Here is a 22,482-nt window from a genome sequence, read left to right as displayed (position 1 = left end):
TAAATGATGGTTATGGCCCCGCGCCCTCTCACGGCGCAGGGCACGACCCCCTCCCATCGGAGCCGGCGCAGGCCAGACCCTCGGAGGCGACCTCGGCCGGCTCGTATCCGATGTGCTGGAGGTCCCAGTTCGGCGGGCTCCAGATCTCGCAGGAGGTGGGTCCGCACTCCTCGAGGGATCCGACCTCGACGACGCAAGAGGCGGTCACCGGCTGGACGACGGGCCCATCGACGGACCTTGGGTCAACGATGACGACGTTGGTGTACCTGCCGGGGGCCGAAGCCCGGGCCGAGAGCTCGATCGTCCTCGTCTCGAACGGCCCGATATCGATCAGGTTCCAGACGACCTCGACCCCATCGTAAGAGGCGACCGGTGTCGAAGAGTCGAGGAACGTCATCCCCTCGGGCAGATGGTCTGTGACCCTCGCCACCCGGGTGACGTCGGCACGGTTCTCGATATCGATCCGGTACAGGACCACCATCCCGTCAGCACCGTCGACCTCGCAGCTCTTCACCACCGAGACCGTCTCGTTCAAACAACATGTGAGCCAGTTCACCTCCAGGGCGCTGGTGTTGCCGAAACAGACCACCTCGCCGTTGTAGCCGCCGCAGACCTCGACCCTGTTCACCAGCTCCGACGGATAGTACTTGGTGACGTCCAGCTTGACGACGATCTCGACCACTCCGCCGATGGCGATGTGGGTCGGGGTCCAGTTGGCGTAACTATCCGTAATATCCGAAGGCCTCAGCGACGACTCGACGAAGACCGCCCCCGGCGGGAAGAGGTCCTTGACGTATATCGGTCCCAGGGCGGCGTTCCCGTCGTTCTCGATCCGGATGGTGTAGGTCGCTATGTACTTCGTCTTGCTGCAGTTGTCGCCGTCGCACTTGTCCTTCTCTTCGACGATCCCGTCCAGGGTCTTGGTCACGTTCAGGTGGGGCCGGTCGTACTTGGACGTACCCGTTAGGAGGACCCGCCGCTCGATCGAGTAGTCGCCGGCGTAAACCTCATCGAACTCGACGAAAGGCCTCTTCGTATCGTTCGGATCGGCGAACACCGCCCTGTACCGGGCCTGCCCCGAGAAGTCGGCAGAGGTCTCCATCTCGTTCAAGCCCCTCGCCACCGTCTCCTTATCCAGCTCGGTGACCCCGGTGTACTCCTCGCCGATGTAGCTTCTGGCCGGGACCCTCGAATAGAGACCCTCCTTCCACTTCATCGAGCTGTTGATCCAGACGTCGTCGGTCAGCCTCGTCGTCGTCGGGGCGTAAACGAGGCTGATGTCTTTTGCTATGTAGTTCGTATAGGTCTCGATGACCTCCTCGGAGTCGTAGGCGCCCGACCCCGACTCGTAGCTCCTCTGGCTCCCTCCGATACGCCGGTCGCCCACCACCAGGCCGCCGCCGGAGGCCGCCTTCTCGTAGGAGACGCCCTTGCCGTACTCGTCGATCTTCTGGACGACCTTGAAGCTCCCGACGTAGTCCTCCCGGACCTCGATCAGCGGCGTCGTCTGGGGCGACGACCTGTTCGTCGGCATCTTGAGGAAGCCCACGTGGCCCCGGCCGTCGAAGGAACTGTCGACCTCCATCACCGACTCGTTCTTGTCGAGGAACATCCTCGACTCCCGGTCCAGCCAGGTCGCGTCGTGGTACGTCTCCGTCATCGTCGTCCCGGTGACGTAGTTCTTAGCCCTCGCCTTCTTAACCCAGGCCGAGTCGTAAGCGATGGTCCGGTTGTTATATAATGTCAGGTTCGTAGGCTTGTAGGTCGCCGAGACGTCCTCCTCCCACTCGATCGACTTGTTCTTCGTGAAGACCGCAACCCGCTCCTCGGCGTCGAAGAGGCCGGAGCCGTACTCTCTAGTCGAGAGGCGCGTTCCCAGGTCCTCGCCGACCCTTATCGTGGCGCAGGCCGAGAGGGGCTTCGTATAGAAGTCGCTGGTGACGAAGGCGCAGTTCTTGATGAAGTAGGCCTGGAAGCTCGTGCTGTAGTCGTTCGCCACCTTGACGAAACCCTCGCCGCTGACGCCCTGCTCCATACCGAACTCGAAGTCCTGCCGCTCGGGGACTTTGATCTTGATCTTGATCACGACGCATTCGCCAGGCTGCAAAGTGCCGAAGTGCCATTTTCGGTCGGGATCGGGGGCGGGGGTGATCGAGAGGATCTCCACATCTCCGTAGAAGACGTCCCAGACGGTGACGTTCTCCTCGGGGAGGCCGCCGTGGTTGCAGACGGTGATGGTGTAGGTGACCTCGTCACACTCCTGGACCTCGCATTTATCGGCCACCTTCGTGATGGTGAGATTTCTCCCGATCGTCAGCTCCGCGGTATCCCTGTCGGTGACGTTATCCCCCTGCTCGGGCTTCCCCTCCACCTCCACCAGGTTTTCCAGAACCCCGGCCTCAGAGCAGTTCACCCTCGCCTCCAGCAAGATCGTCCTCGAATCGCTGGAGTTGAGCCGTCCGAGGTTCCAGGTGACGACGCCTCCTGCCGCGGTGCCGTTCTCCGTCGAGCTGACATATTCGAAGCAGAACGGGAGGGTGTCGGTGACGATGACCGGGTCCAGGGTGGCGTTCCCGGTGTTGGTCACTATTATGGTAAAGGTCGCAACCGAGCCGTTCTTTGCGACGGGACTGTCCACGGTCTTCTCCACCTCGATATCCGCCTTCAGGGCGGTCACGTTCGCCGAGGCTTCGTCGGTGACGTTGTCACCCTCCTCGGGCTTCCCCACCACCTCCACGAAGTTTGTGAGGGTTCCGAAGGCAGAGCCGTTGATGTGAGCCGTCAGCCAGAGGGTCCTCGAATCCCCGGGATCCATCCTCCCCAATCCCCAGGTCGCAACCCCGCCCGTGATCGATCCTCCGGAACTCGTCTCCGGCTCGTCGAGGCCGAATGGCAGGGTATCCGTCACCACTACGGGGTCCAACGTGGCGTTTCCGGTGTTGTTGACGACGAGGGTGAAGTTGACCCGGGTGCTCGTCGAGCCTGAGGTGACGTTCGCCATCTTATCGATGCTGATCGAGGCGTCGACGGCCGTCACATTCTCGGAGTCCTCGGCGGTGGCGTTCTCGCCGAACTCGGAATCCCCTTCGACCCGGACGGCGTTCGTGAGATCGCCGTAGGCAGAGCCGTTGATGTGGGCCGATAGCCATAGGGTCCTATTCTCGCCGACGTTCAGCCGGCCGAGGTTCCAGGTGACGACGTTCCCCGATATGATACCACCGGAGCTCGGGACCGGGTCATCGAGGCCGAAAGGCAGGGTGTCTTCCACCAAGACCGGGTCCAGCGCCACGTTCCCGGTGTTGTTGACGAGGATGGTGAAGTTGACCCGGGTGCTCCTGGACCCGACGGGGATGTCGACGCTCTTATCGACGGCGATCTCCGCCCCCAGGGCGGTGACATTCTCGGTGTCGTTGTCGGTGACGTTGTCGCCGCGTTCGGGCTTGCCTTCGACCTTGACGAAGTTCTGCAGCTCACCGAAGGCGGAGCCGTTGATGTGGGCTACAAGATTGACGATCCTCATCTCTCCGGGGTCCATCGAGCCCAGGTTCCAGATGATGGTGTTTCCTGACCTGGCTCCCGGTGGAGCTGAGCTGACGTATTCGAGGCCCAAAGGCAAAGTGTCGGCCACCACGACCGGATCGAGGCGGACGTTACCGGTATTGTTGACGAATATGGTGAAGGTCACGTTGGTGCAGACCTCCCCCACGGGTATGTCGACGACTTTGTGTACGGATATGCCGGCGCGGACGGCGGTCACGTTCGCCGAGTCCTCGGCGGTGACGTTGTCCCCGTTCTCGGGCTTACCCTCAACGAAGGCCACGTTCGTCAGGTTGCCGTAGGCGGAGCCGTTGATGTGGGCAGTCAGCCAGGGGGTCCTCGAATCCCCGCGATCCATCCGTCCCAGGTTCCAGACGACGACGTTCCCGGAGGCAGTGCCGCCATCGCTCGCTACAGGATCGTCGAGGCCGAACGGCAACGTGTCCGTCACCACCACCGGATCGAGGGTCGCGTTCCCGGTGTTGTTGACGACGAGGGTGAAGTTGACCCGGGTGCTGGCCGAGCCGGAGGAGACGTTCGCCTTCTTATCGATGCTGATCGAGGCATCTATGGCCGTAACGTTTACGAAGTCGTCATCGGTGACGTTGTCCCCCTTCTCCGGCTTACCCTCGACGATGGCCACGTTCGTCAGGTTGCCGTAGGCGGAGCCGTTGATGTGGGCAGTCAGCCAGAGAGTCCTCGAATCCCCGCGATCCATCCGTCCCAGGTTCCAGACGACGACGTTCCCGGAGGCTGAGCCGCCATCGCTCGCCACCGGGTCATCGAGGCCGAACGGCAACGTGTCCGTAACCACGGCCGGATCGAGGGTCGCGTTCCCGGTGTTGTTGACGACGAGGGTGAAGTTGACCCGGGTGCTCGTCGAGCCGGAGGAGACGTTCGCCATCTTATCGATGCTGATTGAGGCATCGACGGCCGTAACGTTGGCGAAGTCGTCATCGGTGACGTTGTCCCCCTTCTCCGGCTTACCCTCGACGATGGCCACGTTCGTCAGGTTGCCGTAGGCGGAGCCGTTGATGTGGGCCGTCAGCCAGAGGGTCCTCGAGTCCCCGGAGTCCATCTGACCCAGGTTCCAGACGACGACGTTCCCGGAGGCGGAGCCGCCATCGCTCGCCACCGGGTCATCGAGGCCGAACGGCAACGTGTCCGTAACCACGACCGGATCGAGGGTCGCGTTCCCGGTGTTGTTGACGATGAGGGTGAAGTTGACCCGGGTGCTCGTCGAGCCGGAGGTGACGTTCGCCATCTTATCGATGCTGATTGAGGCATCGACGGCCGTAACGTTGGCGAAGTCGTCATCGGTGACGTTGTCCCCCTTCTCCGGCTTACCCTCGACGATGGCCACGTTCGTCAGGTTGCCGTAGGCGGAGCCGTTGATGTGGGCAGTCACCCAGAGAGTCCTCGAATCCCCGCGATCCATCCGTCCCAGGTTCCAGACGACGACGTTCCCAAAGGCGGAGCCGCCATCGCTCGCTATTGGATCGTCGAGGCCGAACGGCAACGTGTCCGTCACCACCACCGGATCGAGAGTCGCGTTCCCGGTGTTGTTGACGACGAGGGTGAAGTTGACCCGGGTGCTCGTCGAGCCGGAGGAGACGTTCGCCATCTTATCGATGCTGATTGAGGCATCGACGGCAGTAACGTTGGCGGAGTCGTCGTCGGTGACGTTGTCGCCATTCTGCGGCTTACCCTCGACGAAGGCCAGGTTCGTCAGGTTACCGAACCTCGAGCCGTTGATGTGGGCAGTCACCCAGAGGGTCCTCGAAGCCCTGGAGTCCATCGGACCCAGGTTCCAGACGACGACGTTACCGGAGGTGGAGCCGCCATCGCTCGCCACAGGGTCGTCGAGGCCGAACGGCAACGTGTCCGTCACCACCACCGGATCGAGGGTCGCGTTCCCGGTGTTGTTGACGACTAGCGTGAAGTTCACTCTGGTGCTAGCCGAGCCGGAGGAGACGTTCGCCATCTTATCGATGCTGATTGAGGCATCGACGGCCGTAACGTTGGCGAAGTCGTCATCGGTGACGTTGTCCCCCTTCTCCGGCTTACCCTCGACGAAGGCCAGGTTCGTCAGGTTGCCGTAGGCGGAGCCGTTGATGTGGGCAGTCACCCAGAGAGTCCTCGAAGCCCCGGAGTCCATCGGACCCAGGCTCCAGACGACGACGTTACCGGTGGCTGTGCCGCCACCGCTCGCCAACGGGTCGTCGAGGCCGAACGGCAGAGTGTCGGTGACGACTACGGGATCGAGAGTCGCATTCCCCGTATTGTTGACGACCAGGGTGAAGTTGACCCGGGTGCTCGTCGAGCCGGAGGTGACGTTCGCCATCTTATCGATGCTGATCGAGGCGTCAACGGCCGTCACGTTCGCCGAACCGTTGCCGGTGACGTTTCCGCCTTCCTCAGGCTTCCCCTCCACGAATACTTTGTTGGTCAGGTTGCCGAAGGCGGAGCCGTTGATGTGGGCAGTCAGCCAGAGGGCGCGCGAGGCTCCGGGGTCCATCTGCCCCAGGTTCCAGACGACGACGTTACCAAAGGCTGAGCCATCTCCGCTCGGCACCGGATCGTCGAGGCCGACGGGCAGGGTGTCGGTCACCACCACGGGGTTCAACGTGGCGTTCCCGGTGTTGTTGACGGTGATGGTGAAGTTGACCCGGGTGCTCGTCGAGCCCGAAGAGACGTTGGCGACCTTATCCACAGTAATCTCGGCGAATATGACGTCGATGCTCGTCGAATCGATGTAATCGTTCGGACCCGTGCCGCTGCCGTTCCGCTCGTAGGGGTTCTCGCCCACAGTGCTCGTCCAGGTGACGCCAGCCGAGTTTCTGAAGATCAGGCCTTCCGGCCTGGCATCGACGGTGGCGTTGTAGGTGAGAACGACCTCGCCGGGATCTTCAAGCCGGTCGTAACTCCACCGGATCGTCCTGTTCCCCGGATGGTAGGCCGAGCTGTTCGCCTCCGGCGTCGAGGTGTTGGATACGTAAGTGAGGCCGAGAGGCAAGACGTCTTCGATGACCAGATCGTAGGCGTCGCTGGTGCTCAAGCCCGTGTGGTTGACGACCAGGGTGAACCTGACCTCGTCCCCCAGCTTGACCACAGAGAAGGGCTCGACCGACTTGGTGATGGATAGGTCCGGTTCGACTATGCCGACCTTCCCCGAGTCGTCGGTGCCAGTATGGCGGACCCCTGAACCGTCGAGCCAGCTGTAAGCCGCCGAGTTGTTACCGATGGTCCGGCCGTCCTGGTTCGCAGCGACGTTGGCCACGATCGCATCGAAGGTGATAACGATGTCACGATCCTCTGAGTTGTTGAAGGTGCCAAACGACCAGTTGATGTAGACCGTCGAGGTGCCGTCGTTCGGGTCGCTCAACGTCTCCGCCGGGGTGAGGACGGCTCCGAACTTGTCTAAGACTACGAGGCTAGTCGTGTTGTAGATGAGGCCCGATGGCAGAGTGTCGTTAACCCAGAGGTCCCCCACGGTGGCGTTGGGAAGGTCGACCTCGATCGTGTAGTTGACCGACTCGCCGATCGTACGGAACCGGAGATCGTCGGGAAGCTTGATCACCGTCGTCGAGTTCTCGACCGATACTGGTGCCGAGGCGTTCCTGAAGTAGTCGTTTGGACCCGTCCCGTTGCCAGTACGCTCGTTAGGGTTCGCTCCTGAAGTGCTCGTCCAGGTGACGTTGGCGAAGTTCAATAGGGTCGTGTTGCCCAAAACGTCCAGGTCGACGGTCACGTTGTAGGTTACCTTAAGCCAGGAGTCGAGGGCGAGGCTGGCGAAAGTCCAGGTGACAGTCCGGTTGGAACCGGAATAGACCCCAGAGTCCGATGAGTTGACGTAGCTCAAACCGACCGGGATCTCGTCGGTGATCACCAGGTCGAAGGCCGTACGGCGGCTCGGGGCGGAGTTCGTCACGTTGATCTCGTAATGGATCGTGTCGCCGACGCTGAAGGGGCCCGCGGGGCTGAACGTCTTCGTTATGTCAAGGTCGGGCTCTTCGATCTCGACCTCACCCGACTCGTCGGTGCCCGTATGGCGGACGCCCGACCCGTCGAGCCAGCTGTAAGAGGCCGAGTTGTTGCCGATGGTCCGGCCGTCCTGGTTTGCCGCGACATTCGCAACGATCGCGTCGAAGGTGATCACGATGTCTCGGTCATCCGAGTTGTTGAAGGTGCCAAACGACCAGTTGATGAAGACCGTCGAGGTGCCGTCGTTCGGGTCGCTCAACGTCTCCGTCGGGGTGAGGACGGATCCGAACTTGTCTAAGACTACGAGGCTAGTCGTGTTGTAGATGAGGCCCGATGGCAGAGTGTCGTTAACCCAGAGGTCCCCAACGGTGGCGTTGGGAAGGTCGACCTCGATCGTGTAGTTGACCGACTCGCCGATCGTACGGAACCGGAGATCGTCGGGAAGCTTGATCACCGTCGTCGAGTTCTCGACCGATACTGGTGCCGAGGCGTTCCTGAAGTAGTCGTTTGGACCCGTCCCGTTGCCAGTACGCTCGTTAGGGTTCGCTCCTGAAGTGCTCGTCCAGGTGACGTTTGCGAAGTTCAATAGGGTCGTGTTGCCCAAAACGTCCAGGTCGACGGTCACGTTGTAGGTGAGGAGGACGGAGTTCGCGCCCGTCAGGTTCAGCCTTGAGAGGGTCCAGCTGAGGTTCTGGCCCGTCTGCGAAAAGGAAGTCGTAAGGGATGAGGTGTTCGATCCTGGGACGAAGGCGAGGCCGCTGGGGATCGAATCGTTGATCACCAGGTCGAAGGCGTCCGATGCACTGGCGGCGGTATGAGTTACCCTTATCGTATACCTGACCTCTCCGCCGGCGACGACTATACCCGACGGGTCGGGGGTCTTCTCGATCGAGAGGTCCGGCTCCACCACCGTCACCTTCGCCTCGTCACCATCCTCGAAGACCGTCCCGTTCTCGTCCTCGTGGAGGGACCTGACCCGGTTCACCAGGATCGTACCGTTCTGATTTGCGATGACGTTCTCGACGATGGTGCTGAGGTTGATCTCGATGATCCTGCTACCCGTGAAGTTGCCCAGATCCCAGGTGACGACGTTGCCGGTGACGTCTAAAGTCCCGCACCCTTCGTTCTTAGTATCATTAACGCACTGATAGCTATCATATTTCAGCCCCGCAGGAAGGGTGTCGACGATCCTGGTGTTGTTGTAATTCTCGCCTTCGCCCCAGTACTCCACCCGGATCGTGAAGTTCGCAAACCCGCCGATCGTCTCCACCGAATCGGGGTCCTTGGTTATGTTTATCCTGGCGGTGTAGGCGGCGTCATCGTCCTGGCTGTAGATGCAGCCGTTCTCGCAGGTCCCGAAGACATAGGCGTTGTTGAGGAGGCTCCCTGAGGATATGCCGGAGGCCGTAAGCCCTCTCTCCCAGGTCCCTCCGACGGGAATGGTGAGGTTCGTCCATCTTATGGTGGTATAGCCGGAGGTGGGATCGTCGGCGGTCTTATTTCCATCCCCCTCGGCCACGCCCACAAAGCCGTCTCCGAGGATGTCGATGACCGTCACGTTGTAGGCGGCACTGTTCCCCGAGTTGGTCACCTTTATCGTCCATTGAGCAGACCCGCCGATCGTCTGATTCAGAGGCGTCTTCTCGACTTCCAGGACCGCCAGCTTCGGGGCGATAGCTTGGGAGAAGTTCTTCGATCGGGGGTCACCAAACCTGTTGGTGTAGTTGAAGTAGACGAGGTTTGAGTTCGGAGTGACGGAGACGTTGCAGCACGTGGCGCAGCTCTCCACCTCGAAGCTGATCGTTATAGTCTCGATCCGCTGGACCAAGTCGATGTTACTTTCGTCCCAGATAACCGTCCCGTTGACGAGAGAGTAGTCGAAGGCCGGCTCGTCGACGAAGGTATGGCTCTCGTTGTCGCTCGCTATGATTGCCGAACCCGCCTTGTATACGAACCCGACGGGCAGGACCTCCTCGACCCGAGGGGTGTAGGCGGCAGAGCCGTTGTTATTGATGGTGATGGTGAAGTTTCCACCGCAGGTGTCGATGTAGCCGTGATCCTTGGAGAGGGTGATCAACGGGTCCGACCTCAGAAACGCCACGTCGCTTTCCATCCCCATGTCGTCAGGACAGCATCCCCAGAAGACGGTGGCGTTGTTCTCGGATTCTGCTATTTGGTAAGTGACGTTAGCGTTCAGGGTGACGGTCCGGGACTCGCCGAAGTTGAGGGTCCCGAAGTCCCACCGGAGGGGATCGGTATCGTTGGGCTCCGGCGTCGCAGAGACATAGACTGTATTTTCGGGGAGGAGGTCAAAGAGGGTGACGTTCGTCGCGGGGTCGCCCCCGTTGCTGTAGAGATAAATCGTCCAGGTCACAATCCTCCCGAACCCAGCCCGCGTCAGCTCTGGCGTCTTGGTGATGCTGACGTGGGGGTCGGTCTCCTCCACCAGGATCTCGCTCTTGATGGAAGCTCCGGCGGCGCCGCAGGGGGTGGTGTAGTTCACCTGAACGACGGCCTCGCCTCCGACGAACTCGCAGGGGTCGGAGGTGACGTTGACGTCGAAGGTGATGGTGACGCTCTTTCCTGGGGGCCAGCCCTCGGGCTGGTCGAACCTCCATTCCAGGTCGCCGCCCGAGAAGTTCGTCGAGGTCGTAGAACCTCCAGCCACCTGGGATGATCCGGGGACGTACTCGATCCCCGCCGGGAGGGCCTCTTTTACGCTGACGTTGTAGAGGGTGGGGCCGGCGCCGTTCCTCACCACGATGAGGAAGGAAGAGTTGTCGCCGCAGTCGTCTATCGGCTCGGCGTCGTGTCTTGATATCAGAAGCTGGCCGTCGACGAGGAGGACGACGGAGGAGTCGGTGACGGGGGTCTGACACTCCTCGTCGCCGCAGCCCCAGACCGCCTGGACGCGGTTGTTGAGGTTCTCGCAGCCGACGAGGGTGGCGTCCATCTCGATGACCCGCTGCTTCTTCGGCGGCATATCCCCGAGGCTCCAGAGGACGTGGTTGGCGTCGACGACCGTCGTATTGGCCGGGTCCGCGGAGCCGTCGATCCTGGAGCTGACGTAAGAGAGGTCGGAGTCCAGGGTATCGTTCACCGTCACGTTGTAGGCGGTCCCCGACCCGGTGTTGGTGACGTAGATCTTCCAGCTGGCGTTCTTCTCCAGGGCGAAGATCACCTCCGGGTTCTTCTGGATGATGATGTTTCCAGAGAGGATGAGGGACGGCGTCGCCGAGGCAGGGCGTTCAACGAGTTTGCCGCAGTTGTCGGTGTAGTTGAGGCGGGCGGTCATTACGCCCCCGTCCGGGCACCTCTTCTCTACGGGGAAGGTGATAGTCCCGCCGCGGCTGATGTTGGCGCCGAGGCGCCAGGTGAGGTTGTTTCCGACGCGGGTAGGCTCGAAAGATCCGACGAGATCGGATTGGCTTGGGCTGACGTAGTTGGTGATCCCGCTGATGGTGGCATTGCCGATGTACCTGTAGTTCTCGTCGTTGTAGACGACGTACATATCGTGGCCGATCCACTTGGGATCCTCATTGGGGCTCCCCTTGCTGACGGATATGGTGACGTTGAACTCCTGGCATACGTCGAGCCTCGTCGGGACCCCCGAGATCCCTATGGAGTAGTCGGCCTGGCTGACGGTGACGGGCGCCGCCTCGTAGAGGCAGCCGTCCCCTCCGCACTCCGTCCCGTACCCTTCGATGCAGAGACGGGACCAGTCGTACCCTGACCAGATATCCGGCTGGCCCAGGGTGTACGTCACCACCAGTACAGTGCCGCCTCCCAGGGGTCCGCAGGCCCCGTTGAGGAAGCCGAGGTTCTTGGGGCTTTCTATGGTAATCGTCTGATCTACGCTGCAGGAGTCGTTTACGGTGAAAGTGGCCGTTCCGCTTGTGTTACCGTCGGGGAAGAGCTGGCCGTTTCCTCCAAGCTCGGTGAAGTTGATCCCGGTCCAGTTGAGGGAGCCGATGGAGTCGGCGAAGGTGTAGGTGGTGGTGTAGGTGACGTTCCTGCAGTTCTCCTGGGGAACCGGGGTCGCCGTCTTGTTCGACGAGGCCAAGACCGTCTCGTTGATGCAGACTACCACTACATCCGCCGACGAGCTTCCGGAGATGTTGCATCCGCAGCAGTCCTCTCCCTGGGATACCGAAAGGGCGTTCGTCACCTGCCCTCCACAGTCGCAGGCAGCAGCATCGCGATCCGCCGAGAGCCTGATAGTCTTATTCCAGGTGACTCCGTCCTCCAGGAGCTGGTCCGCCCAGGTGATGGTCCGGTTCCCAGAGTCGTTCACCCCTCCGGCGGAGTCGATGACCAGGAAGTTCGATGGATAAGAGTCGACGATCGTCCTCGTGGTATTCTCGCCGCAGGAGCCGGCGGTGTAGGTCACCTCCAGGTCGAACTCCACCTCCTCGCCCAGATAAATCACCGATCTGTTGGCGGTCTTGGAGACCGATATCGAGGGGATCGTCGATCCGTCCATCGAGTAGGACTCAAGGCTCACCGGCGGGTACCACGGATTTGCGCAGTCGTCGCAGTGGAAAGGATATATGGTGATGGTGCCGGAGGCGCCCGCCGCGCCGCAAGCACCGTAGGCCATCCCGAAGTCGAAGGTGAAGTTCTTCCACTCCCCGGCGGGGACCCTTCCGATGAAGAAGGTCTCGTTTGCCGGATAGAAGGTGGCACCGGAGACGTTGGTGACGGCGTAGTCGGCGGAGATCCCGGCGAAGCGGAGCTGTAGCTCGGTGATCCCGCCCGCCCCCTCGTTGGTGACGTTGACGTAGACCGGGACCCTCCCGCAGTAGGGGACGACCATCGGGCTCACGGTGTACTCGAGATCCGGATCCCGGGGGACGAACTTGACGCTCGCCTTGGCGTAGGTCTCCTGGCATGGGGAGCCATCGCACCCCCAGCTCGCGTTCACCCGGTTGAAGAGGTCCTCACAGGCGGTGACGTTCACCGATATGTTTACGACCTCCACCCCCCCGGGAGGTATGACGTCGTAGCTCCAGTTCAGCCCGCCACCAGGCGAGTCTATACTGAGGAGGTTCAGCCCCGAGGAGAGGGTGTCGTTCATCCGGACGTTGAAGGCGGGGCCGAGGCCGGTGTTCTCGACGGTGATCGTCCAGTTGACTACGTCCCCCGCCCCCGCCTCGACGACGGTGGGGGTCTTGGCCACCTTCAAAAAGCCCTGCTTCACCAGGATCGAGTTGGACGACCGGGTGACAGACCCGCCCTGATAGATGACCTCGTCCCTGATCCGCCCCCCCGAAGGGGTGGCGCAGCCGGCGGTGAGGTTGAAATCGAGGCGGATCCGCTCGCCGGCGGCGAGGTCGCCGTTCGTCGCCCCCAGGGAGGAGCTCCTCCAGGACCAGCATTCAGAGCCGTCGGGCATGGAAGCCCAGCTCTGACCCTCGTGGCTGGCTGAGTCGGGATAGGTGACGCTGTCAACCAGGACGTTCGAGCCGTCGAAGAGCCTCACCGTGTCGCCGCCGGTGTTGAGGATCGACTGCCCCGGTATCCTCACCCAGAGGAAGCCTCCGGGGGGCAGGTTCAAGCTCCCGGATATGACGTTCGGTCCGATCTGGACGGTGTGATCGGCTGCGTCCTTGATGTACCACTGGCTGACGTTGACGAGGCTAGCGCCGGCGTTGTAGAGCTCGAAGCTCTCGTTGCTCGTCTCAACGCCGATGGGGTTAGGAAATATCTCGTTCAGGACGACGCCCGTCTCTGTGCTCATTATATCCGTCAGGTTCCACTCCAGATACGCCCCTCCACCCTTGATCTGGGGGTCCTGATTCGATGAGCCGTTGGGGAAGGTGATGACGGTGGTTCCGTCGTCGTAAGAGAAGCCGGAAGGGATGGTGACGTTGAGGAGGATGTCGTTTTCTGGGGTCGTTCCGGTGTTGTTTATGTATACGACGAAGCCCGTCGATTCGCAGATGTTGACGGAGGCGGGGGCGATGACGCTCCCGCTGAGGGCGGCGAAGGCACCCGTTATGGAGGCGAAGGAGATGAGGGCCAGGATGAGAAGGGTGGAGGCCCTTCCCGGGCCCTTACGTATCAATGAATTAAAAATATATCTGAGGTTGTTGGTGGGAATCGTAATTTTATTTAGATGAAAAAGATGATCTTTATCCGATTCTCCATGATTATATAATCTCGATCCTTCGGTCGATTTTTTTGCCATCCTCTCCCTCCCTGCCCGGCCGCCTTCCTTCCGGATCCTCCAGAAGATTTTACCTTGGCAATTTTTCCTCGGAAACTATTTAAGCATTCCCGACGATCTTTATTGATTATATTATAATATTGTCTATAAATTTTGAAGATATCGATAACTATCGCCGCTTAACTTATGTACAAATAGACTATAGTTAACTATTATGTTTACTATCAGAGCCATAAGACAACAATAAGCCTTACTAACGAGGCCGACGGCGGCGGAGAAGGTCGCCCCCCTGGCCCCTCGGAAGGGTTATATCACCTCCCGTCCGAACCGCCATCATGACCGACGTTCCCGAGATCCCCGTCGAGCAGATCCAGCAGCGGGTGGTGGCGATGTGGCTGGGAAGCTTCTACGGAAGCAGCGGCTATGTAGCAAAGCGGCTCGGCAAAAAGGGTCTTCGTGAGTTCCAGGATATGGGAGCCCACCAGGTGGCGGACACCTTCAAAAGGCTCGATATATCCGAGCCGAAGGACCTCGCCATCGCCGTCGCCACCAACGACAAGAACCTCTTCGGCTCCGCCGTCTCGGTGGAGGAGGGGGACGGCTGGGCGGAGATCCGGCGGGAGAGGTGCGCCATCAAGGAAGGGATCAACGCCTTCGCCCGCCTGGGGGCGGGGCTCGTCGCAAAGCAGCACTGCAAGACCTGCATCGAGAGCCACTGGAGGAAGGTCTTCGCCGACCTGGGGATGAACCTGGAGGTCGAGGAGATGGACGAGGGCTGCGTCATGAGGATCTCGCGGCGGTGACCTGCGAGGAGATCATCCTGTAATTTGCCGGGAAAAGAATTTAAATCGGAGCCGGGATAACTCCCCTCCTGGGAGAGTGATCTGGATATGATTTCAAGCCGTATTTCGATTTTAGTCGCTGCTGCCTTTCTTCTGGCGGCTGGAGAGGCGGGCGGCGACTACCTCGACCCCGGGACCGGGCCCAGCCTCTCTGAGTGGAGGAGCTACTTCTCCGACCCCATATTCTTCTCCGGGGGCGCGCCATCGAGGGTCGACTACAGCCAGTATTACCCCTACTTCGGCTCGGAGATCTTCAGAACTCCGGCGTCTCTGGGAGGGTCCTCGAAGGCCCCCGCCGTCCTGGGGAAGGTGGCGAGAGGGCTCGCCGAGGAGATGGCGAAAGCGAGCCTATCGACGGGGAACGAGTCGGCCTCCGCCTTGAGCCCCAGGTACAGAAGGATGATCAACCCGGAGACTCTGCAGTCCAGCAAGAACTGGACTCGAACTATGGAGTATGCAACGAACCGATCCTCCGTGAAGGTCTTCGAGGGTGGAGAGTGGACGGTGCCCCAGGACGTCCAGAAGATGTATTGACCCGGCCCATCGGACAGATATGACGGTGGGACGTAAAAGACCTGTAAAGCCGAAGTGACCAGCAGAAGCGGATATCCAGGCCTGATCCACGGATCCCATCTTTCGGTCCGGTCGATGGAGCCGATCGATCGGGACCGAACGAATCGGGCCCGAGGTTCTCGATTGGGGGGCAGTTGCCCCCCGGATCCGATCGGCTCCGACCCCCGGAAGGTCCAGCGATCATCTCGAAGACTGCCAGTGCCTGTACATCACCGATATGGCGTCGGCGCACTGCTCGGGGGTCTGATAGACAGGGATCCCGGCGTTCTCCATCTTGATGACGTCCTCCATGGCGAACTCCTTTCCTGCGACGCAGACCATGATCGGTTTGCCCCCATAGTCGATTCCGCCCAGGGGCGCGACGTAGCTTCCGAGGATCTCCGCCTGGAGGATGACGATGAAGCTTCCCACGTCCTCGCTCTCGACCCCGATCTCGATCGTCCTCTTCACCGTCTCGGCGTCCATGCTGAAGGTGTAGTCGACGGGGTTCGTCCCGCCGACGTACTCCGGCAGGAGGGCCAGCAGCCTCTCCTTGAGAGAGGGCTCCAGCTCCGAGAGCCTCATCCCCTCGTCGATGACGGCGTCGGCGGAGATGACCCCCAGGGACCCGGCGTAGGTGATGATGAAGACCCCGTCCTTCTCGGGGAAGGGCTGCTTAGAGACCGCCCTCGCCAGGTTGAACATGTGCTCGTAGTCCCTCGCCCTGATCACCCCGGCCTGGGAGAAGACGGCGCTGTAGACGAGGTCGTCGCCGGCGATGGAGGCGGTGTGGGAAGCGACCGCCCTCTTCCCCGCCTCGGTCCGGCCGGACTTGAGGGCGATGATCGGCTTCTCTCTTGTTATCCTCCTGGCCGCGTCGATGAACCGTCTTCCCCCTTTCACCGACTCCAGGTACATGCAGACGACCTCGACGTTCTCGTCTGCGCTCACAGCCTCCAGCATATCCGTCTCGTTGATGTCGAGCTTATTTCCGATCGTCGCCACGATCCCGAAGTCCATGATGTGCCGCAGCCCCCAGAGCATCCCGGCGGCGCAGACCCCCGCCTGGGAGATGAGGCCGATGTTCCCCTTCGAGAGGGCGTCGACGATCCCGATCGACTGGACCATGCTGCAGTGGGTGTTTATTATCCCCGAGCAGTTGGGGCCCAGGAGCCGGACGCCGTAGGCGTCGGTGATCGCCTTCATCTCCTCCTCGATCCGCCGCCCCGCCTCCCCCATCTCGGCGAAGCCCGCCGACTCGACGATGACGTACTTGACGCCGGAGTCGCAGCACTCCTTCACCACCTCCGGGGTCATCGACGCCTGGACGAGGATGACGGCGACGTCGATCGGCTTTTTGACGGCGCTGATCCGCGGGTAGGCCTTTATCCCCATGATCGACTCGGCCCGGGGGTTGATGGGGTAGAGCTCCCCCTGAAAGTCGTGGTTGATCAGGTTGCAGAAGACGTTCCAGCCGAGCTTTCCCCTCGTCCCCGAGGCTCCGATGACGGCGATGCTCCTCGGATAGAAGAGGTCGTGGAGGTCCTGGACCTTCGGAGGGGCCTCGGCGGATGGCTCGGGCACCTCGCCGATGATGATCCTCGCGTCCACCACGGCGTACCCCTCGGGGTAGAGGATGACGGGGTTCAAGTCCATCTCTCCGATCTCCGGGTGTCTCACCACCAGGTCGGATATCTCCAGAAGGAGGGCCTTGAGGGCCGGAATATCCGCGGAACGGCCTCGGTATCCCTCCAGGAGGGGCCGCCCCTTTATCCCCCGTATCATATCCTCGGCGTCGGCCTCGGTGATGGGGATCGACCGCAGCGACACGTCCCGGAGGATCTCGACGAAGATCCCGCCGAGGCCGAACATCAGGATCGGGCCGAAGGTGGGGTCCCGGGCGACCCCCACGATCGCCTCGGTCCCCGGCGGGGCCATCCTCTGGACGGAGACCCCGAAGATCTCCTTTCCTCGGAACGCCTCCACCATCTCAGCGTAGGCCCTCCCCACCTCCTCGGGCCCCTTCAGGTCCAGCTTCACCCCGCCGGCGTCGGACTTGTGGACCACCTCCGGGGAGGCGATCTTGAGGACGACGGGGTAGCCGATAGCCTCCGCCATCCCGACCGCCTCCTCTTCGGATCGGGCGACCCCCGACCCCGTCGTCGAGATCCCCAGCCCCTCGAGGACGGCCTTCACCTCGTGCTCCATCAGGTATCTTCTATCCTCCGCCTCCGCCCGGCCAGCAACCTCCGTGAACAGATCTACCATCTTCTTCCTCTCCATAGCTCAAATAGCAGGTATCAGGTCTCCCTGTAGATTCAAAAGTGTTGCCACCGCCGCCCTCAGGGTCCTCGGCGTTTTATCCTTCCGCCCCGACCCCCGAACCCTCGATCCCAGCACCCTGGAGACCTCCTTCGCCTTCAAACTCTTGGCCGAGGATTCAGATCTCGATCAGCCGGTATCGGGAGGACCCAAGGCCCATCTCCTCGCCGTATCTTATCTGGAGGCTTCCGTCCACCTTCGGCCATAAGCCCCTGAACTTATCCTCGCCCCGTCGGAGATGGGACTGCAACGCTGAGGACGCGATCCCCTCCTGGGAGTTGACCAGATCGAGGCTCGCCGCATCGACGGCCACGGGGTCCTTCGAGGCGAGGATCCCCACGTCGGGGACGATGGGTGGGTCGCTCCAGGGCGCGCAGTCGCACTCCGGGGTGACATCCATGACGAAGTTGATGAACCCAAGCCTTCCCACCTTGCCGGAAACGGCTCCCAGGGCGTACTCGACGAGCCGCTGGATGAAGATCGGCATCCTCTCCCAGTCCAGATCCATCGCCCCCTCCGGACAGGCGAGGCAGGCGCCGCAGCCGGTGCAGACCTCGGGGTCGACCCAGGCCTTCCCCACCTCCAGGACGATAGCGGATCTGGAGCAGAGGGAAGCGCACCTCCCGCACCCTGTACATCCCTCCTCCGCCACGGCGGGCTTTGAGGCCCAGTGCTGATCGGCTTTGCCCGAGGGGGGAGCGCACCCCATCCCCAGGTTCTTGATGGCGCCTCCGAAGCCCGCCATGGAGTGGCCCTTGAAGTGGGAGAGGACGATCATCGAGGCCGCCGCCGCCAGATCCCCGGCGATCTTCACCCCCTGGAGGTGCCTTCCTCCGATCTCCACCTCGACGAAGTTCTTCCCGGAGAGGCCGTCGGCGATTATCAGGGGCGCTCCCGCCGACGAAAGATCAAAACCGTGGGCCAGGGCCGTCAGGAGGTGGCCGACGGCGTCCTTTCTGCTCCCGCCGTAGAGAGTGGCGGTGTCGGTGAGAAAGGGCCTCCCTCCGACCTCCTTCACCTTATCGACGACCGGACGGACGAAGGCCGGCCTCACGTAGGTCTCGTTTCCCTGCTCCCCGAAGTGGAGCTTTATCGCCGTCAGGTCTCCCTCCCGGATCAGAGCTTCAAAACCCGCCGCCTCAAATAGGCCCCGGACCCGCCCCCCCTCTCCCTCCTTGGGGCCTTCAGCCCTCAGGGGAGTAAAATATACATCTGACATCATAATAGATCCGCCCCCGCCCTGATCTCGTCTCCTTCCAGATAAGCCCTTTGGGATCTCGGGTCGGGAGGGGCCCTGTGCCCCGGGATATTTTCTTGGGGGGCTCCGAGGCCGGGCTCTCCCGCCCCCTCGGCCATCTGAGGCAAAAGGGCCTATAAAATCCGGCAGATCCGGCCAGGGTAATGAAATCTAAAGGTTCTCAACATCCCAATGCTGCCAAACCTATTTCATCTATGGGGATCACAAATGGCTACAGATCCGACGAGAGGGGCGATTTGAATCTCGACCGCTGCCTTCCTCTGAGAGCTGGCGGATCTTTCAGCAGCAGCTCCGGCTCATCCCCGAGGAGCCCATCGCCCGGGAGATCAGCTCTAGGGAAGTCGCCAAAATGGCTGGAGAATAAAGAGCACTTCCTCCGGCGGTGAGGGGGACGGGAAGGGCGAGGCTGGGCCCTGGCGAGGGAAGGAGATCGGTGGGGGTGGACCGGTAGGGATCCGGCAGCTCCAGAGGCATGACCACCCTATTGGGAAAGGCTGAAGATGTCAAGATCCATCAAGCTCGTGGACGTCGCCCCCACCATGGCCCGGGTCCTGGGGGTGAAGACCCCTCCCATCGACGGGAGGCCGATCGGCGGGGTGGAGGGGTGGGACTGCGACCGCGTCGCCCTCGCCATCGTCGACAGCCTCGGCTACGGCCTCTACACGTCCCTGGAGCCCTACCTGCCGAATATGAGGAAGATGGCGAGGGAGGGGCTCCTCCTCGAGGCCGAGGCGGTCGCGACCTCCACGACGCCGGCCATCGCCTCGATCCTCACGGGCCTCCTACCCCAAAACCACGGGATCAGCAACACCAGCCAGGCCTCCGAATCGGAGATCAGAAGCCTCCTGGAGTGGGCGGGCTCCGAGGGGGTCCGATCGGCGGTGGTGATGGAGGAGGAGGGGGCCCGGACCTTCCAGGGCTTCGTCGAGATCGCCCTCGGCGTCCCCCGGGCCCTCAGTGCCCCCGACTTCGACCGGCAGATCCTGGCCCGGTCTATCGAGGCCCTGGAAGGAGACCCGAGGGTCCTCGTCGCCCACTTCGTCGGGATCGACCGGGCGGCGCATCGGGGCGGGGGGATCGAGGAGATCCGGGAGGCAGCATCCGCCATCGATGGCCTCATCGGAGAGATGGCTGCGGCGATCTCGGAAAGGGCGATTTTGATGGTCTGCGGGGACCACCCCATCCATGCCGGAAAGCTCCAGGGGGTCTTCGACTCGGGGTCAGTGGCCCTGATCCTCTGGTGGAGGGGGTTGGGCTGAAACCGCCGTCCCGGGGGGCTCCGCTACCCCTCCAGCGAGGAGATAATCCCCAAAAAGGGCGCCTCCGGGGGTCGCGATAGATTTAAATGGGTTCTTGCCAGCCCTCTGGACATCCATGTACGAAGACCTATCCGAGATCTACCAGGCCGCTCTGGAGGACGAGCGGAGGCGCAAGTATATGAAAGAGATCGGCGACTGGCTGGTGGAGGAGTACTTCGAACTGCATCAGGCGTCTTGATACCATGGAACTTTTGGGGATCTGCAGCTCATGCGGCGCGGCGGGAAAGCTCTTCACCTGCCAGCTCTGTGGGGGGCTCGTCTGCGCGCGATGTCTCGACCCGGGCTCCGGGGTATGCCGCCAGTGCGCTGGCGGTCGGCGGGCCGGCGACCTCCTCGGGGGGCAGGACTGAGGCGGCCTATCCCCTGCGATGGTAAGGCCCCTCCCGACCCCAATTTATCTTCGATGGTGGCGGCCAGAGGACTTTTTGAGATATTCACCATCTCTCCTGGGGTCGCAGAGGAATCCTCCTGATTTAATTTGTTTTTAGATCATCGATCGCCTCATGTTGGGACTGTCCATATCCGAAGCCTATTTGAGGCCTTGTGAACATAGTTAAACCTGTTTATTCGGCTTAAATTTGAAATTAGACCATCTTTATCGGTTTTAACTTGGCTACTACATCTCCCTACACTCAGAAAGGTTTATATACCAATATAACACAAGGGATGATTGCAGAAGCAAATTCGGATCCTGTCTGATCACAGAGCAATGAAGGGGGGACCTCCGCTTTGAAGGGGGCGGTGGTTCTTCATTGGTAGGGGAAGTGAAGGGGAGGCAGGATCCGGGGTTTTGCTCTGTCTTTGGAGCGACTCAGGGATGAATCCGGGAGCTCCAAGTTCACATTTACATCTGTGAATGGTAAGGGAGATAGCAATGAAGGGGGGTGGGCGGATCGAGATGGAGCTTTCCGAGACGGCTCCCATCCCGGTTCGCCCTTCATCACTCAGCGGCCGATGAAGCCGAAGGAAGGGTTCTCAGATCAAGGGAGACAGGGCCCGGTTTAGTCCTGCCACTCCAGAGGATCTTCCATCCATCTGCCGGGCTTCTCCATGCCAGCGGAAGTCCCGTCAGCCCTCGCGTGAGGGGGTGGGTTGGATGAAGGTCAAGATCGAGATCGAAGATAAGGGCATGAGGTCCACGCACGTATTCGAGGGGGCCATAGTCCGAGAGAGGGTCATCGATTTCTTGACCGCAGCTGGCGTATTCTCTGAAGGCTCAGATCAGATGCCAGAGGTGCCGTTCCCCAAATCAGAGAACAGCCGTACCCTCAGAGACAGGCTGGAGATCTTCATCCGGGAGGAGTTTCCTGACTCCTGGTTCTCATCGAACGAGCTGAGGGACCGGTATGAGACCGTATCCGACGACATAAAGCTCAGCACCGTATCTACATACCTATCGAGGATGTTCTACGACGGCGTCCTCGAGCGGCGCGGCAACAGAACCCAGAGGCAGTACCGCCTGGTGACCGAGGAGCTCACCTCCGAGGTCAAGTATCCGGGAACGGTATTCAAAGACGCCTCCTGGAAGGCCGAGGGCGGGCTTTAGCCCCCTCCGCCTCAGATGCTGCGGGGGACCTCTTCTTCCATTCCTGCTTCAAACGGACCCGGTCCCCTAGCCGTTCGTTCCTCCGGAATTCCGGGGGCGATGGCCCTCTGCCCCTCTATCGGCCCTCCGTATCCATGGCGGCCCCAACTAGCGGATTCTTCTCCAGATAACGATCAATGAGGGCCTTGGGAGCCCGATTTAGGGGGCAGGAGAAGTTGACACACCGGGGACAGAAATGGAGGGTGAGGGTCCGGAGGAGATGGAGGGCGGCCAGGGCCGTTCCCAGCCCCGCCAATGCGATCCCGAGAGGCGCCGGCCCCCTCCCCGAGAGCTGCCAGGCTCCATAACCCTGGACGACGATCGGGAAGAGGAGGATGAAGGCTATGAAGAGGATGACGACGCCCCTCTCGAAGCCGCTCATAGGCTGGAGGCGGGGTGAGAAGAGCTTGGGGAAGGGGTTAGGCCCGATGCAGCGGAGGCGGGTGCCGCCCCTGGAGTAATGGGGGCAGTGGCGGCAGAGGGCGGCCATCCCCACGGGGCCGAGAAATGCTACTCCTGCCATCGAATAAGCCAGGAGGGGCCACCAGACCCCCGTGGCGGCTCCCACCGCCCCCATCCCCGAGAAGGAGAGGAAGAAGAAGGGAAGCTGGCTCAGGACGAAGAGCCTCCGCTCTCCTCGATCCTCCCGGCAGATCAGCCCTCGATGGAGTTCACAGCTTCCGCAGCTCAAATCACCTTCCGAGCCGCAGATCTCCAGGGTACTATCGACCATCTTCATCGCCCCACCTCCAAGGCGAGGCGATAATAAGGGGTGAGGCTATATGGGTCCTCCGGACCGGTTAGAGGTCCGCCATCTGCCCGCTGGGTAAAGCCGGAGATCTGGCGATAGGGCCGACTTGGCCGACGACCCCCCTTTCAGCGGGGGAGAAAGAAGGCTTCGACGATTGGAGCCG

Annotated in this window: 12 protein-coding genes; 6 read left to right on the top strand and 6 right to left on the bottom strand. The window is 61.5% G+C overall.

The genetic code is table 11. The annotated features are described in order from the left end of the window. Nucleotides 1-28: 28 nt before the first annotated feature. On the bottom strand, nt 29-13,588 hold the full coding sequence (locus MHAR_RS13415) for a DUF7507 domain-containing protein (protein ID WP_048144495.1): 13,560 nt from the start codon (nt 13,586-13,588) through the stop codon (nt 29-31). Between the two features lie 437 nt (nt 13,589-14,025). On the opposite strand from MHAR_RS13415, the gene MHAR_RS07535 reads away from it, so the two are divergent. Then, entirely contained in the window at nt 14,026-14,493 is a 468-nt protein-coding gene (locus tag MHAR_RS07535) for a hypothetical protein (protein WP_014587016.1), read from the top strand. Between the two features lie 87 nt (nt 14,494-14,580). Further along, the gene (locus MHAR_RS07530) at nt 14,581-15,066 is read left to right on the top strand and encodes a hypothetical protein (RefSeq protein WP_014587015.1); all 486 of its coding nucleotides are present in this window, start codon (nt 14,581-14,583) and stop codon (nt 15,064-15,066) included. 219 nt (nt 15,067-15,285) lie between these two features. Here the strand turns inward: MHAR_RS07530 and MHAR_RS07525 are convergent, their stop codons facing one another. From MHAR_RS07525 to MHAR_RS07515, 4 genes are all read right to left on the bottom strand, one after another. Then, a complete protein-coding gene (locus MHAR_RS07525; protein WP_048144922.1) occupies nt 15,286-17,352 on the bottom strand; it encodes an acetate--CoA ligase family protein in 2,067 nt (688 codons plus the stop codon). An 18-nt stretch (nt 17,353-17,370) separates the two neighbouring features. Next, nucleotides 17,371-17,508 (bottom strand): hypothetical protein, encoded by a 138-nt coding sequence (locus MHAR_RS13715; RefSeq protein WP_187287793.1) that lies wholly within the window; start codon nt 17,506-17,508, stop codon nt 17,371-17,373. A 16-nt stretch (nt 17,509-17,524) separates the two neighbouring features. Continuing rightward, nucleotides 17,525-18,628 (bottom strand): DUF362 domain-containing protein, encoded by a 1,104-nt coding sequence (locus MHAR_RS07520; protein WP_048144494.1) that lies wholly within the window; start codon nt 18,626-18,628, stop codon nt 17,525-17,527. Between the two features lie 315 nt (nt 18,629-18,943). After that, nucleotides 18,944-19,138, bottom strand: a complete 195-nt coding sequence (locus MHAR_RS07515) for a hypothetical protein (RefSeq protein WP_048144493.1) — start codon at nt 19,136-19,138, stop codon at nt 18,944-18,946. Between the two features lie 26 nt (nt 19,139-19,164). Between MHAR_RS07515 and MHAR_RS07510 the strand changes: the two genes are divergently transcribed. The 4 genes from MHAR_RS07510 (at nt 19,165) to MHAR_RS07505 (ending at nt 21,529) form a co-directional block, all read left to right on the top strand. Next, complete coding sequence (locus MHAR_RS07510) at nt 19,165-19,923, top strand: alkaline phosphatase family protein (protein ID WP_014587012.1); 759 nt, start codon at nt 19,165-19,167, stop codon at nt 19,921-19,923. 115 nt (nt 19,924-20,038) lie between these two features. Beyond that, entirely contained in the window at nt 20,039-20,161 is a 123-nt protein-coding gene (locus MHAR_RS14090) for a hypothetical protein (RefSeq protein ID WP_266335507.1), read from the top strand. A 4-nt stretch (nt 20,162-20,165) separates the two neighbouring features. Then, on the top strand, nt 20,166-20,333 hold the full coding sequence (locus tag MHAR_RS12915; protein WP_081472299.1) for an orotate phosphoribosyltransferase: 168 nt from the start codon (nt 20,166-20,168) through the stop codon (nt 20,331-20,333). A gap of 746 nt (nt 20,334-21,079) precedes the next feature. Next, on the top strand, nt 21,080-21,529 hold the full coding sequence (locus MHAR_RS07505; RefSeq protein WP_014587011.1) for a hypothetical protein: 450 nt from the start codon (nt 21,080-21,082) through the stop codon (nt 21,527-21,529). Nucleotides 21,530-21,644: 115 nt separating this feature from the next. Here MHAR_RS07505 and MHAR_RS07500 read toward each other — a convergent pair whose 3' ends face one another. Beyond that, nucleotides 21,645-22,307 carry a hypothetical protein gene (locus tag MHAR_RS07500; protein WP_014587010.1) on the bottom strand — a complete coding sequence of 221 codons (663 nt, stop codon included), beginning with the start codon at nt 22,305-22,307 and terminating at the stop codon, nt 21,645-21,647. Between the last annotated feature and the right edge of the window lie 175 nt (nt 22,308-22,482).

The organism is Methanothrix harundinacea 6Ac, assembly GCF_000235565.1.
GTDB lineage: Archaea > Halobacteriota > Methanosarcinia > Methanotrichales > Methanotrichaceae > Methanocrinis > Methanocrinis harundinaceus.
The sequence above is the reverse complement of the archived record's forward strand: the minus strand, read 5'-3'. Positions and strand labels throughout refer to the sequence as shown.

Excerpts from the sequence above, each read along its gene's own strand:
- MHAR_RS07535 (WP_014587016.1), top strand. The coding sequence starts at position 14,026 with ATGACCGACGTTCCCGAGATCCCCGTCGAGCAGATCCAGCAGCGGGTG.
- MHAR_RS07530 (WP_014587015.1), top strand. The coding sequence starts at position 14,581 with ATGATTTCAAGCCGTATTTCGATTTTAGTCGCTGCTGCCTTTCTTCTG.
- MHAR_RS07525 (WP_048144922.1), bottom strand. The coding sequence starts at position 17,352 with ATGGTAGATCTGTTCACGGAGGTTGCTGGCCGGGCGGAGGCGGAGGAT.
- MHAR_RS07520 (WP_048144494.1), bottom strand. The coding sequence starts at position 18,628 with ATGATGTCAGATGTATATTTTACTCCCCTGAGGGCTGAAGGCCCCAAG.
- MHAR_RS07515 (WP_048144493.1), bottom strand. The coding sequence starts at position 19,138 with ATGCCTCTGGAGCTGCCGGATCCCTACCGGTCCACCCCCACCGATCTC.
- MHAR_RS07510 (WP_014587012.1), top strand. The coding sequence starts at position 19,165 with ATGTCAAGATCCATCAAGCTCGTGGACGTCGCCCCCACCATGGCCCGG.
- MHAR_RS14090 (WP_266335507.1), top strand. The coding sequence starts at position 20,039 with ATGTACGAAGACCTATCCGAGATCTACCAGGCCGCTCTGGAGGACGAG.
- MHAR_RS12915 (WP_081472299.1), top strand. The coding sequence starts at position 20,166 with ATGGAACTTTTGGGGATCTGCAGCTCATGCGGCGCGGCGGGAAAGCTC.
- MHAR_RS07505 (WP_014587011.1), top strand. The coding sequence starts at position 21,080 with ATGAAGGTCAAGATCGAGATCGAAGATAAGGGCATGAGGTCCACGCAC.
- MHAR_RS07500 (WP_014587010.1), bottom strand. The coding sequence starts at position 22,307 with ATGAAGATGGTCGATAGTACCCTGGAGATCTGCGGCTCGGAAGGTGAT.